Below are 13,198 nucleotides of genomic sequence, written 5' to 3'. Positions count from 1 at the left end.
GTTCAGTCGCCATGGTTGTACCTGCATTGTCATAGTCCTCGCTCAGGGGTGCGGCTGTGAGTGCCAACCGGCCTTCCAACTCTATCCATAGCTTGGGCGGGGCCTCCGACATTTTTCCTGTCATGTGGACAGACCTAGGATGGTGGCATAACCCCCGAGCCCCGAGGATGACCTTGCGTACTTTTGTTTCAGCAGTGGGAGTGATCCTCGCTTTACTACTCACAGCGGTTGCAGTTCCGATCGCGTGGGTTGACCAAAACATCGTCAAAGAAGAGGGTTTTGTCCATTTGGCAGGTGGGCTGGGCAAGGATCCGGAATTCCAAAGCCGGCTGGCCGCCGCCGCCGTGGGGACCTTCGAGGCCTCCGTGGAACTTCCAGAACCTATTCAGTCCTTGGCAGCCGACGCGCTCCGCAGTGCAGCGTCGGGCATGCAATCGTGGAGCGACTACCCCCAAGCGTGGGAAGAGACAGTGCGCAACAGCCACAGATTGAACTTCGGCGCGGTGAACCAAAGCGAGGAGACCGCTGCCACCACTGCTTTGGTCCTTGATATCAGCCCGTTGGTCAGGCTCATCCGCGATCATTTCGCCGAGGCAACCCGGATCAGGATTGATGTTCCAGCCGAAAGCCTTGTGTCCTTGGGGGAACCCTCGCATCGCCAACTGGTAGAGCGGGTGGCTGCTTTTGCGCCCCTATGGTGGGTGGCCGCCCTCGGTGCATTGATATCCCTGTTGCTGGCCCTTGTTGCCGCGCGACGTCGCTCCCTGGTGCTGGTCTTCGTGGGGCTTGGCGGATTGGCTCTGGCGGCACTCTGGACGGCGGGTGCGGATCTTGCCGGGGGAGTGGTTGGCAACCTGTCCAGCGCTAACGGTGTGGCCGAGTTGTTTAAGCAGGAGTTCCTCACCGCAGCGAAGACCGGCTTCGGAGAATGGATCCTGATCGCAGCGGTGGCATCCGGTGCGCTCTTTGTGGCTGGCGTCATAGGCTCTGTCGTGTCAGGGCGACGAGGGTCACGTTCGGCCAGCAGCTAAAGTCCTGCCCTAAAGCCGGGAGGCAAAGTCCGGCCCGGTAGCATGGAGGAATGACCAGCACAGCAGTTTCCATTCCTATGCCCACGGTGCCCCGCAGACGCCGTTCCCCGGAAGAGGTTCAGGCTGCCGCGCCCGTAACGGGTCCCAAGAAGGTCCTGTTGGCAGCTCCTCGAGGTTATTGCGCCGGTGTGGACCGGGCTGTCATTGCTGTGGAAAAGGCCCTAGAGCATTACGGGCCTCCCGTCTATGTGCGCAAGCAGATCGTCCACAACGTGCACGTGGTCAGCTCCCTGGAGGAACAAGGGGCCATCTTCGTCGAGGAGACCGACGAAGTTCCCGAAGGCGCTCTGGTGATCTTCTCCGCCCACGGTGTCTCCCCGGCAGTGGTGCAATCAGCCGAGGATCGCGGCCTGCGCACCATCGACGCAACGTGTCCCTTGGTCACCAAAGTGCACAAGGAAGCCGTGCGCTTCGCCAAGGAAGATTACGACATCCTGCTCATTGGTCACGAAGGCCATGAGGAAGTCGAAGGAACGGCCGGTGAAGCACCGGATCACATCCAGATCATCAACGGACCTCATGAAGTAGACAAAGTCACCGTCCGTAATCCTGAGAAAACCATCTGGCTTTCTCAGACCACCCTCAGCGTGGACGAAACCATGGAAACCGTTCGCCTCCTCAAAGACCGGTTCCCCACGTTGCAGGATCCGCCCAGCGATGACATTTGCTACGCCACCACCAACCGTCAGGTGGCCATCAAGAAGATCGCACCCCAGGCTGACCTGGTGATCGTTGTGGGTTCGGCCAACTCCTCCAATTCCGTGCGGTTGGTTGAAGTAGCCCTCGAATACGGTGCCAAGAGCTCATACCGCGTGGATTTCGCCAATGAGGTGGACGAGTCCTGGTTCGAGGGAGTTGCCACCGTCGGTGTGACTTCGGGTGCGTCTGTTCCTGAAGTCCTCGTCAAGGATGTCCTGCGGCTCTTGGCTGACTACGGTTACGGTGAGGTTCAGGAAGTGGTGACAGCAGAGGAAGACCTTCTCTTCTCGCTTCCGAAGGAACTGCGGGCCACTTTGAAGAAGGCCGGCGACGTGACGCGTGCCCTTGGCGGCCGTGGAAACCGACAGACGTCCTAGCAAATACGCGTGACATAACTGGCCCGCGGTGGTTGCCTTCCCTCGGGAAAGGCTCCACTGCGGGCCAGTTCAGTTAAGCGCCATATCTCTTAGGCTGCCGACTCCCGGTCCTCGCTGTCATCTTGCTCGCGGGCCGTGTCCTGATGACCGCGGGTGTCAACGGCAAGAAGCTCCGGAGCTGCCAATGCACGGGGGACAACCTCAACAGACATCGGCGCGGCGAGGCCGGCATCGTCCATGGTGTTGAGCTTGCGGGCCGTCGGGAGTACCCGCGCCTCCAGCGTGCCCACCATGGCGTTGTAGCGATCCACGGAGGTTTTCAAGGAGCTGCCGAGCTTGCTGACATTCTCACCGAGCGTGCCCATGCGTTCGTAGAGCTGCTTGGCGAGCTCAAAGAGTTCGTGAGCGCTATCGGTAAGGACATCCTGTCGCCAGGTGAATGCCACAGACTTGAGGACTGCCAGCAAGGTGCCCGGCGACGCGAGAACCACGTTCTTGGACAAGGCATGTTCCAGCAGAGCGGGATCGGCCTCTAAAGCTGACGCCAGGATGGACTCTGCCGGAAGGAAGCAGATCACCAGCTCGGGGGAGTTCCCCGGAATGTCCCAGTATTTCTTGGCCGCCAGAGCATCGATGTGGGCCTTCAGAGCCTTCGAATGCTGTGCCAGCAGGGTCTTGGAGTCATGGTTGACGGCGGGGCCCACAGATTCGCCGAATGAACCGTCTCCGTGGAGTTGTTCCTGGGCAGCGAGATAGGAAGCCAACGGCACCTTGGCATCTACTACCAGCTGCTTACCACCAGGAAGCTGGACCACCAGGTCCGGGCGCAGCGTGTTGTCGTTCCGTCCCGAATGAACCTGCTCATGGAAATCCACGTGCCTGAGCATTCCGGAGGCCTCCACCACCCTGCGGAGCTGAACCTCGCCCCATTGGCCGCGTGCACTGTTGGAACGCAGTGCTGAGGCCAAGGCGTGTGTTGACCGCAGGAGCTGTTCATCAGACGACCGCGCATCTTGCAGCTGCTGGGCCAGCTGGCCGTACTGCTCCACTCTGTCTCGCTCAAGAAGCGAAACCTGCTGCTGGACCGCTGTGAGCTTTTCGGCCACGGGAGCAAGCGCGCGCAGAACGCTTCCGTCAGAATTCCTTGCTGCGCTCAACTCGCGGTTCTGTGTAAACAAAAGCCGGCGTTCGGCGTCGGCCGCTGCGAGCTGTGCCGTCACTTCCGAGAGCCGCGAGGACACGGCGTCGAAGTCTTCTTCCAAACCGGCGCCCCGGCGTCGGAAGACAACATAGCCGGCCGCGAGACCAACCGCTGCACCAATCAGCAGCATGAGCAGGGCCAATACCAATCCAAATCCATCCATGTGGCAACCCTGTCACAGGGGTACGACAGTTTAAGCGAGGCGGCAGGCGTGGGCCGGGTTTGCGGGTGGTGACAACCCCGGACGTGGTTCCAACGGGTAGAATCAATGCTCGTGGCTCTTACTATTGGCATCGTCGGACTGCCCAACGTCGGCAAATCAACTCTTTTCAACGCACTGACCCGTAACCAGGTGCTCGCTGCGAACTATCCGTTCGCAACGATTGAACCAAACGTCGGCGTGGTCAACCTGCCGGATCCGCGTCTGGCTAAGCTGGCGGAGATCTTCGGTTCGCAGAAGTTGCTGCCGGCTCCCGTGTCCTTCGTGGACATCGCCGGCATCGTCAAGGGTGCCTCCGAGGGCGAAGGCCTGGGCAACAAGTTCCTGGCCAACATTCGTGAAGCAGAGGCCATCGCGCAGGTCGTCCGCGTCTTTGACGATCCCGACGTCATCCACGTGGATGGCAAGGTTGATCCGCGCTCCGACATGGAGACCATCAACACCGAGCTGATCCTGGCAGACCTTCAGACCATCGAAAACGCCATCCCGCGTATCGAAAAAGAAGTCAAGATCAAGAAGCGTGAAACAGCCGAACTGGCCGCCATCAAAGCAGCCCAGGCGGTTCTGGAACGCGGCGACACCATTTTCTCCTCGATCAAGAGCGACAAGCTGGAGATGGGGCACCTCAAAGAGCTCGGTCTCCTGACCGCGAAGCCGTTCATCTACGTCTTCAACGCCGACGAAGGCATTCTGGGCGATGCAGCCAAGCAGGAGGAACTGCGTGCCTTGGTGGCCCCTGCCGATGCCGTATTCCTGGATGCCAAGTTGGAATCCGATCTGGTGGAGCTTGACGAAGAAGAAGCCCGCGAAATGCTGGAAATGAACGGCCAGAGCGAATCCGGACTGGACCAGTTGGCGCGCGTTGGTTTCCACACTCTTGGCCTGCAGACCTACCTCACCGCTGGCCCCAAGGAAACCCGTGCCTGGACCATCCGCCAAGGCGACACCGCACCCCAGGCGGCCGGCGTGATCCACTCCGATTTCCAGCGCGGCTTCATCAAGGCCGAAGTTGTCTCGTTCGATGACCTGATCGACGCCGGTTCCATGGCAGAGGCCAAGTCCCGCGGCAAGGTTCGTATTGAAGGCAAAGAGTACGTGATGGTTGACGGCGACGTGGTGGAGTTCCGCTTCAACGTGTGATTACAGCCGTTTTCCCGCTTGATTGCTGGGGTCAGGCTTGTTCAGTCCGCAGGGAGTCCGCAGAAATGCTGAGCGCGTCATCCATCATGGCGCTAGCTGCGGTCCTGGTTCGGTCCTCAGCGGTAGGCCAAAGATGGGCGTAAGTGTTCAACGTAGTGGTTGCTTTCGAGTGGCCTAGAGCCCGCTGAACCGTTACGACATCGCAACCAGCAGCAATCAACCCCGACGCATAAAAGTGCCGCAGGTCATGGAGTCTCACAGCTTCAAGACCTGCGGCCTTTACTGTTTTACGCCACCAGTAGCCGGAAGTGTTTTGATGCGGCGGCAGGCCTTGATCCCCGATAAATAGCCATTGCTGTTCGCCATGCACTCCAACGTGCTGCACGTGCACGGCAAGTATCTGCACTAGACCGTCAGGGATATGTACTAGGCGTTCGGATCCGTACTTGGGCAACGTAATGGCTACCTGGCCCCTGCCGGCTCTCTGTACTTGCCGCTGCACAGCTAGAGTACGTCGCAAGAAATCTATGTCCCCGAGCTGTACTGCCGCAGCTTCACCCAAGCGCAACCCTGCGAAAGCGCACATGGCAACGAATGGTTTGAACCAAGGCTCCGAGGCCATCAGGAGGGCGCCAACGTCCGCAGGGGATGGGATGCTCATTGCATGTTCGGCCTTGCGCGTGCGGGGCAGGGAAACGCCATCAGCGGGATCGGTGGCTAGCATTCGATCGTTTCGTGCGCCGCGAAGAACTGACCTGACTTAGATGGTGATGTTGGAGCTACCGCAACAAAATGATCTAGACCGGAAGGAACCGAATGGCGCTCGTAGGTGTAACCACGTTGCTGACCCCGCCGGAAGCCGCTGATCGTCTTCGGAAGTCTCCCGCGCAACTTCGCTGGATGCTTCACAACGGAACGGCGCCACGTTTGGCCAAAATCGGCGGGCGCAGGATGTTCCGGGAATTCTACATCAACGACTACATCAACCAGGCGTTCGAGCAGAGCGCCGCCTAATCGAAACACCTTCACTATTAAGCTCACCAGGCTGAGGCAAGACCCTGAACTGTTCTCTGGGGAGGGAACACCAAGGGATGCACCACCGAACCACCACCACACCACACGAACTAGACAAAGGCCTCAAATGAACAGCACCGCATTTACCGTGCCCTCTGTCCGCCGTATGACGCAGGAGCAGGCAATAAAGCTAGCCGCGTTTGTCTGCACGATCCGCCCCGAATGGTCAGCAGGCCCCATCCGCGGACTTCTCCACGCACACACCTACGGATCCCGTGGGTTGGAAGTAATCGAAGTGGAGGAACTAACGCTCCGCACTGTCGCCGCAGCGTTCACCTCGACACAGAAACAACTCACCGAGCTGCCCGCCATGCCGGCCTAGCAGCATCCCCCACCGTGACCTTGAGCAAGTCGCGGTGGGGGGACCATCGACAGTGATCCGACCGAACATAGGACAGCAATAGTCTGAACAAGAAGCCACGTCGCTCAAAAGGCCAGCAGCGCGGGCCACCGCAAGCTGGAAGCCAATCGACCTTACGGCTTACCTCAATGGCACTTACAAGCCACTCAGACCGTCCCTCATGAGCCGCACCGACGGACGGCACACGCTCTACAGGGGCTTGGTTCATGCTTTCAACGGTGAATCTGAGTCTTGCAAGAGCATGATGGCTCAGTTCGAAACAACGAGGCAGATAAGTGCCGGTCACAGGTGCCGCTACATAGATTTCGAATCTGATGCGGCCTCCGTGATCAGCAGGCTGTTAATGATGGGTGCCAGCGCTGCCGAAATCAGTGAGAACTTGGACTACATTCGCCCTGACGTTGACCCGGTGACTTTCACCGATGAAAACGCCGAGTGGGGGCAGATCCTACAAAACGAATACGCCATGGCCGTGATCGACGGAGTAACCGAAGCGTTCGCGGTCTACGGCGTGAAGTCCATCGACAACGATGAGGTCAGTGCCTGGGGGCGGCGCGTGCCACGGAAACTCGCATCACGACCAGGTGCGGCGGTCGTGGTCGTTGACCACGTTACGAAGTCCGCCGAGGGTCGCGGGCGGTTTGCCATAGGCGCTCAGGCGAAGTTGTCGTACCTTACGGGCGCCGCCTACATGGTGGAAATTCTTGTACCAGTGGGCGTCGGCATGGTCGGCCAGATCGCCCTACGCGTCGGCAAGGATCGACCGGGACAGGTTCGGCCCGTCTCTGGCGAGTGTCGCAAGAGTGACCGCACTCAATAGACTGCCATTGTCACGGTGGATTCGACCGAACCAAACCGCATTCTCTTCACAGTTTGAACCTCCTCGAAAACCGAACGAGAACGGTTCCCAGTTATGAGACCTCATGGAACGTAATTCACGATGCGTTGAAGACTCCCCGAACCCACCTAGTTTCCGCAAGATCAAACAGCTGGTATCCGGCAAAGAGGAAAACCTACGGGCGGCAATCTTTGTCCTTGAAGCTGACGGCTTTCTAAGCATCAAGGCCGGGGCTCGGAACGCTAATGAACACCATTTGATAGAGCCCTACAGGGTAAATCCAAGTACTGAGCCGGGAGCGGCGTGAGCGTCAGTGTCAGTGTCTCCCGTTCTAAAGAAACGGGACGGACACCAAACACCTGCCACCGTCTCGGGAGACAGTCGGGAGACGGTGGGAGACAGTCAACTACTCAAAACGGGGAATTCTCTTCGCATCATGCGTCACCCACCTTGAGACGCCCGGAAGTGACGGGAATGACCGAAGCCGACATGCTGCAACATCTAGCGGCTCTCCATACAGAACTTGTCCACCTTTGGGACGCCATCGACGCCGACCGGTCTGCACGGGAAGAAACGGATGATGCGAAATGAATAGGTCCCCAGCCTCATACGAATCCGAAATCCGCTACTGGTGCGACATGGCCCTCCCACTAAATCAAAGGCTTCAAAGCCTCAGCAACAACACCGCTGTCCGCGAACCCTCCCACGGGCGCGGACTGCACGCCGACCCGACAGCCCGCACTGCTGTCAAAAACGTAACCCGCGACCGCGGAAGGAACTGACATATGGCCTACGACTACCAGCCCCGCCAGATAGAGCTTTACGACCTCCCCGCCCAGGTGAGCACCTGGCCAGCCCCAATGGTCTCAGCAAGGGCATCCCAAGCTGTCGAATAATCATTGCTCATGTGTGCTCCCAATAATTTGGTTGCGTCGGAAGTACCGACACCCAAACGCTTTAGGTAAGGCACATTGCACTTAAATAGCGGCACCCCTACTGCTGGTAGTGCTGGTTGCCCATCGGCGGGTAGCCCGGCGGATGCGGTACCTGGTTAGATACGTTCTGCGGCGCGGGAACGTACACCCCGTCCATCTTCACCGGCACGTAAAGGGCATCAATCTTGAACAACGCCCGGTATGCTGCCACGGCCAAACATATGAAACCAGCCAGCCCAGCAGCGCCACCAAGCAGCATCGCAAACACGGAACCAGCAGCCGGGCCACTACTGAAATAAGAGTTAGATGACGAGATACCAGTCATCACACCAAACCAACTGAGGACTGTGCCGCCAATAGAAAGCCAAACACCTGTTACAAACAAGCCAGCAGAACGCTTGAACTGCACACTTCCCCCTTATCAAGACAAAGCAACTCAGCAAAGGCTACAGGCCTGTTGTGTGAATGGTTGCTTCGGAATCCTTTACAACCTTGCCGTGTCCACAAAGGGAAAGCGGACAGCTACTTCTCTTGCTGAGCTTTGTCTTCCTTAGCCATCTCCGCAAGCCTGGCGTGCGCATCTTTAGCCTCAGCATTAATGACTGCTTGTTCATCTTTGGGTAAGTCACCGCGATGACGAGCAGGCGCTTGCTTGTCGAACTCCCGCCCAACCTGAGTGAGGCGTTCGCGTTCTACTTCTCTATCTTCTTTAGTCATGTAACAGATCATGCCAAAGAGCATCCTCGACAAGGACTTCAACACCCCAGGGGGGAGGGGCCTAGAGGTGCCACTGAGCCAGACCGCCGGTGAGGTCTTTAGGGTGCGCGGCAAGCGGATAGACCCAACTGAAAGGAGGCCAGGATGCCTGGCCCGAAAGCTAATCCAACTAAACCTAACTCCCGGCATCGCAGTCCTGGCGTGCGTTCTGGGCTCATCGAGCTTCCCGCTGACGGTTGCAGGTTGTCCGTTCCGCCCTTGCCCAAATCGGGCATTTGGTCTCCAGAAGACAAGAAATTGTGGCGAAATCTATGGAAATCACCCCAGGCGAACGAGTGGGATGACAGTTTTTGTCCCTGCTGTGGCTGCCTATGTGTGCCATGCACGGGCCATCTATGAGGGTTCGGCTAGTGCTTGGCAGGCGCAGGAGATGCGTCACCTGGGCGGGCAGCTTGGTCATACTCCTGCTGGCATGTTGGCTTTGGGTTGGGTGATTCGTCATGAGTCGTAGGCGGCTTGAAAGGAGCGGATCGAGGGCTCCGGGCGGCAAGGTCCCGCAAGTGTTCTTGGAGTATGCCGAAACGGGCGGCTTTTGGGACACGAAGGCGGACGTGGAGAGGTGGTGCGAGAAGGAAGGACTGGGCTGCCCGCCGGATTCCTATTTTCGGTATCCTCCGGGTCTGCGTCAGTGGTGCATAGACACGTGGGCGCAACGGGAGGGGTTCGTGAACCAGTGGGGAAATGTGAACCACCAGAAGCTTAAGGACCTTGGGATATGGCGTGGCTACGGATGCGGCAACATATTAGCCCGTCATTCGGAGTTCTTCTCCTACGAGAAGCTGAAAGATTGGCGCCCTGTCAGCGCAGCCTAAGCGGACTCTAGTCTCGGTCCTCCGTAGGGCTGATACCCCGTTCCATGGCGTCATGCGCATGGTATCCCCGTTGGGACCGTCAGCGACCCTTTGGACGGGCACGAACCCAATCTCTCAGATGACAGCTTGAACGACTTCGTAAAGTGGTCAACCGATGACGTCGGCTCAGCTTCATAATCCGCCGCTGTTTGGCGTGCTCGTGGCCCCTGGGGCGATCTGCGGGGCATGACTGCGCGGCGTAAGCACTACCGCCCCTGCTTCGCGCATAATTAGCGTGACTGTTAGTTTCTCCCTTGGGGGTTTACGATTGGGTAAAGTGGTGCGAAGGAAGATCGTTCAGGGCGCAGAGCACGTCATCGAGTGTGGTCTGCGAAGTGACGGCGTAACGTCACCTTCTTCGACAGCTTGGGACGAGCTCAAGGAGGGCAAATTTGAGAATAGACACTCTAAGACCCTTCCCGATCTTGACCAGATTGATTTGATAGATGAGATTTTCGTAATTTGCGAATATTTTGCTCAAAACGGTGAGCCTGCTGTCCTGCACGAGTTGAATCAACTCGAGCAAGGGGTCTGGGAGTTTCGTGCTAGCTGGCTTCGGGCAGCTTTCTACGACACTGACGGCAAGGGCCACTACGTAGCTAAGACGAGCCGATTCAGCCTGTCAAAGAACCCGGACTGGGATGAAATACCGATATTTGATGAACACATTCGTCTCGCATGCTTTTGGGGCAAAGATGGAAATCAAACCCGCGAGCCGGACAAGAAGTTCACAAGAATAGTTAGGCAGGAGGATCTGCTTCATGACAAATAGCCAGAGTTCGCAAACGCTCATCCAGGAGCGAGAGTCGACGCCTGTAGGGCAGCAAGGGCTCGCCGCTGCTCGATTGGCGATGCAAGTTAGGGCCGTTCTTCACCGCGCGCTGGAAGCAAGCTCAATTTCCCAAAAGGATTTAGCAGAACGACTTAATGTGGGTGAAAGTCGAGTATCCCAAATCCTCAGTGGGAATGGAAATGTCCAAATTTCCACCTTCGCGAAGATGCTGCGCGCTATCGGCTACAGTGTTGAACTTCTCGTCGTTCCCGCTGATGACTCCGTGCCTCCACTGCGGGACCCCAAAACTCGTAGGAATCGTAGGCGGGGCAAAAAGATGCACACCGACACGGTAACGGTAACGCGTGGAGGGCGTAGCGGAGTAAGCACGGCCACGATCAATTTCCTGGTGCCGGTCGAAGACAACGAAGCTTTCTATGAAACCACCGGACTCCATGCCGTTACCCGTCGGCCAGCTTTAGATACATGGGAAATCGATTGGGATGAGGTCAATTGGGATGCTCCTTTGAATCCCTCTGCTCCCGGTTCCCGAAAGGACGAAACGCATGTCAAGTGAAGAGCTGTCCGTAGCCCTGAACCCCGATAACCTGAAATACCGAGTTACTAACGTCTTACTCGATGAAATGTCTGTTGAGACAAATACGTTCGATCTCCCACGCACCAAACGCGTGCGGTTCCAATTTTCTGGCTCGAACGCAGAAGGCTATCCACTGCTTCGTTTAACCAGTACAACTGTGGAGCTTCTCGATTCCGATGATGAAGCAGCAGTAACTCTTAAATGCACATATAAGGTAAATTTCTCTGTCTCGGAGTCGGACGATTTACAAGATATTGATGACGAGCTACGCGTGGCCGCCGCGCGGATATCTTATCCATATCACCGGCAGTTCATCTCGGAGATGACAGGGAGGCTGGGTCTACGCCCGACGTTCTTGCCGGCCGTTCCTGACGACCTATGGCTGAGAGACTCTGAGAGCCAGAGCGCCGATTAGAGTCGTTCGCTGAGACCTCCGCAGCAAACCACCGACTAGTCCGATCAAATAGACTTACTCGGATAGAACCCAGAAGGGTCCGTTCCCACAGCGGAACGGACCCTCTAATTTTTGGCGGCAACCCTATTTGCGGAGGGCTGTTATAGGCAGACGTATTCACATATGACGCGTCACGTGGCCTGGGCAACGTTTCTTGCAGGACATGCCGAAGGCTCGGAGCTTCCCGTCAACCAGCGAACTCGCCCGACCTGTTCAGCCACAGGCTAGGAGCTTGGCGCGGGGCAACCCCGTACGTCTGGGGACACATCAAAGCAGATGACAGAGCGAACCCGCGTAAGTTCCTCTCGGAAACGCTCTGCATCGACCGGGCCCACCTGAACATACCCAGTCAGACCTGTAAGTGAAGTCGGCATCGTATTTCTAACCCGTTCGACGGCTTCCCTCATGCTTTGGCTACCATATATGTGAATTTCATTAATGGCCCTCTGCAATTCATATCGAGCCGACTGGACATTTTCAAGCGAGTACCTGCACGTCGGGGCCTTATTTGACTCGCATTCATATCGCGTCTGCATTTGAGTCGCGAATGTGTTGACCGCAGCGTCGTAGGCCGCGTAGTAGGGGGCCCGCTTCTCGCGAAGAAGACGCGACTGCTCCTGCTGAAATTGGGTCTGCTGCATGTCTCGTTGACTGTCCGCTGCGATATTGGCCGAACAAGCTGTAAAGCCGCCGCCTATCAGTGCACCTATGAGCGCCGCTGCTGTGGGAATGAGGATGCTGCCCTTGGTTTCAGTCACCAGAAGAGAATATCCACATGCAGGGGGACTGAATGTCAGTGGGTGCCGATACCCTCACCGTCATGACGAAGTTTGATCGTGATGGCTTCCAGGAGATGATGGCCGAGGTGAACGCGCGGGACCGCGCCGGCGTGGTTGTGCGTAGCCCCTATGAGGACATGGAGCCGGATCCGGAGTGTCTGCCACGGAAGACACGATGCATATTTTTGCAGATCACCGGTTCATGAACTTGCACTAGTCTGCATTTCTGTTACTTTAAAAACAGTTCAAACGTGGTGGTTTGAAGAAAAGCTTTGAGGGGTCCGTGATGTGGTGTCGCGGACCCCTCCTATTTAACGGCTAGCGGGGAATTCTGCTTTGTCGGGCCTGGCCGATTTTCCGGCGCGGCTCTGCTGGCATGGGTGTTGGCGCGTTGAGCAACTCTGCGACTTCCCTAAGTTGGGTGGATGTGAAGCGCAGGCGGTTGCCGACCTTCATGTGCGGCCAGCCGTTCCGCTTCGCAAGCAGGGTGACCTGGTTGTTGCTGATTTGGAGCCATTCAGCCACCTCTGTGACCGTATAGACCTGATCGGGCTGAAGTATGTCGTCTGTTTCTGTATTCATGGCTACAGCCTAGTAACGGGGGAGCAAGCGCTGAGTCCGCAAGAGGTCCGTAAACGGACGACGGAACACAACTTCGCCCAATGACACATACCGCTAGAATCCGGGGAATTCAACACCATTCAACCTTGTACGGGTATATAAGGTACGTTCCGTTTCAACGTGTGATTTAGCCAGGCGACCCAAAGAAGCTGTAGCGCTTTAGTAGGCCGCAGGCAATGAAGTTCAAGACCTCATTGCCTGCGGCCTGCTTTTTTCAGGGTCCATCTGCTTGTCCGCGCGAAGTCCGTCAGGAATCATCGGGTTCGTTGTCAGCCTGTTCTTGTTCGGCGCCGGGCTTGTCGTGCGTTTTTCTGGGGATCTTTCCCTCAACATCAGCAGGGACAGGCGGGTCCTTCTCTTCATCGGTAGACATTCGCCCAGCATAATGGGTCAGGATGTAGCAGCCTCGC

Annotated in this window: 16 protein-coding genes; 10 read left to right on the top strand and 6 right to left on the bottom strand. The window is 57.3% G+C overall.

The genetic code is table 11. The features are described from left to right. The first annotated feature begins 167 nt into the window (after positions 1–167). Positions 168–1,031: a hypothetical protein gene (locus tag AR689_RS19975; RefSeq protein ID WP_062072983.1), complete on the top strand. Its 864-nt coding sequence runs from the start codon at positions 168–170 to the stop codon at positions 1,029–1,031. 50 nt (positions 1,032–1,081) lie between these two features. Beyond that, the gene (locus AR689_RS19970; protein WP_062072981.1) at positions 1,082–2,167 is read left to right on the top strand and encodes a 4-hydroxy-3-methylbut-2-enyl diphosphate reductase; all 1,086 of its coding nucleotides are present in this window, start codon (positions 1,082–1,084) and stop codon (positions 2,165–2,167) included. Positions 2,168–2,256: 89 nt separating this feature from the next. On the opposite strand, the gene AR689_RS19965 is transcribed toward AR689_RS19970, so the two are convergent. Further along, complete coding sequence (locus AR689_RS19965; RefSeq protein ID WP_062072979.1) at positions 2,257–3,531, bottom strand: DNA recombination protein RmuC; 1,275 nt, start codon at positions 3,529–3,531, stop codon at positions 2,257–2,259. A gap of 111 nt (positions 3,532–3,642) precedes the next feature. Here AR689_RS19965 and ychF point away from each other — a divergent pair, with 111 nt between their 5' ends. Further along, positions 3,643–4,728 carry a redox-regulated ATPase YchF gene (gene ychF, locus AR689_RS19960; RefSeq protein WP_062073905.1) on the top strand — a complete coding sequence of 362 codons (1,086 nt, stop codon included), beginning with the start codon at positions 3,643–3,645 and terminating at the stop codon, positions 4,726–4,728. A 31-nt stretch (positions 4,729–4,759) separates the two neighbouring features. On the opposite strand, the gene AR689_RS19955 is transcribed toward ychF, so the two are convergent. Then, on the bottom strand, positions 4,760–5,350 hold the full coding sequence (locus tag AR689_RS19955; RefSeq protein ID WP_353611616.1) for a site-specific integrase: 591 nt from the start codon (positions 5,348–5,350) through the stop codon (positions 4,760–4,762). A gap of 194 nt (positions 5,351–5,544) precedes the next feature. On the opposite strand from AR689_RS19955, the gene AR689_RS19950 reads away from it, so the two are divergent. From AR689_RS19950 to AR689_RS19940, 3 genes are all read left to right on the top strand, one after another. Then, positions 5,545–5,742: a helix-turn-helix transcriptional regulator gene (locus tag AR689_RS19950; RefSeq protein ID WP_062072976.1), complete on the top strand. Its 198-nt coding sequence runs from the start codon at positions 5,545–5,547 to the stop codon at positions 5,740–5,742. 127 nt (positions 5,743–5,869) lie between these two features. Continuing rightward, the gene (locus AR689_RS19945; RefSeq protein WP_156424650.1) at positions 5,870–6,124 is read left to right on the top strand and encodes a hypothetical protein; all 255 of its coding nucleotides are present in this window, start codon (positions 5,870–5,872) and stop codon (positions 6,122–6,124) included. Between the two features lie 199 nt (positions 6,125–6,323). Then, positions 6,324–6,983, top strand: a complete 660-nt coding sequence (locus AR689_RS19940) for an AAA family ATPase (RefSeq protein ID WP_156424649.1) — start codon at positions 6,324–6,326, stop codon at positions 6,981–6,983. A 1,011-nt stretch (positions 6,984–7,994) separates the two neighbouring features. Here AR689_RS19940 and AR689_RS23185 read toward each other — a convergent pair. Together AR689_RS23185 and AR689_RS19930 are read right to left on the bottom strand one after the other, a co-directional pair. Continuing rightward, positions 7,995–8,345, bottom strand: a complete 351-nt coding sequence (locus AR689_RS23185; protein WP_156424648.1) for a hypothetical protein — start codon at positions 8,343–8,345, stop codon at positions 7,995–7,997. A 113-nt stretch (positions 8,346–8,458) separates the two neighbouring features. After that, entirely contained in the window at positions 8,459–8,653 is a 195-nt protein-coding gene (locus AR689_RS19930; protein WP_156424647.1) for a hypothetical protein, read from the bottom strand. 1,146 nt (positions 8,654–9,799) lie between these two features. Between AR689_RS19930 and AR689_RS19920 the strand changes: the two genes are divergently transcribed. The 4 genes from AR689_RS19920 to AR689_RS19900 all read left to right on the top strand — a co-directional run bounded on the left by AR689_RS19920 (position 9,800) and on the right by AR689_RS19900 (position 12,373). Continuing rightward, positions 9,800–10,336, top strand: a complete 537-nt coding sequence (locus tag AR689_RS19920) for a hypothetical protein (protein WP_156424646.1) — start codon at positions 9,800–9,802, stop codon at positions 10,334–10,336. Further along, positions 10,326–10,913, top strand: a complete 588-nt coding sequence (locus AR689_RS22855; RefSeq protein WP_082698085.1) for a helix-turn-helix domain-containing protein — start codon at positions 10,326–10,328, stop codon at positions 10,911–10,913. The genes AR689_RS19920 and AR689_RS22855 overlap by 11 nt, the downstream gene beginning before the upstream one ends. Next, positions 10,903–11,349: a hypothetical protein gene (locus AR689_RS19910; RefSeq protein WP_062072960.1), complete on the top strand. Its 447-nt coding sequence runs from the start codon at positions 10,903–10,905 to the stop codon at positions 11,347–11,349. Before AR689_RS22855 ends, AR689_RS19910 begins: the two co-directional genes overlap by 11 nt. 829 nt (positions 11,350–12,178) lie before the next feature. Further along, complete coding sequence (locus AR689_RS19900; protein ID WP_062072956.1) at positions 12,179–12,373, top strand: hypothetical protein; 195 nt, start codon at positions 12,179–12,181, stop codon at positions 12,371–12,373. Between the two features lie 112 nt (positions 12,374–12,485). On the opposite strand, the gene AR689_RS19895 is transcribed toward AR689_RS19900, so the two are convergent. After that, positions 12,486–12,749 (bottom strand): helix-turn-helix domain-containing protein, encoded by a 264-nt coding sequence (locus tag AR689_RS19895; protein WP_062072954.1) that lies wholly within the window; start codon positions 12,747–12,749, stop codon positions 12,486–12,488. A gap of 286 nt (positions 12,750–13,035) precedes the next feature. Continuing rightward, entirely contained in the window at positions 13,036–13,161 is a 126-nt protein-coding gene (locus AR689_RS23685; RefSeq protein ID WP_286158886.1) for a hypothetical protein, read from the bottom strand. Positions 13,162–13,198: the final 37 nt, after the last annotated feature.

Origin of the sequence: Arthrobacter sp. EpRS71 (assembly GCF_001512285.1) — a bacterium.
GTDB lineage: Bacteria > Actinomycetota > Actinomycetes > Actinomycetales > Micrococcaceae > Arthrobacter.
The sequence above is the reverse complement of the archived record's forward strand: the minus strand, read 5'-3'. Positions and strand labels throughout refer to the sequence as shown.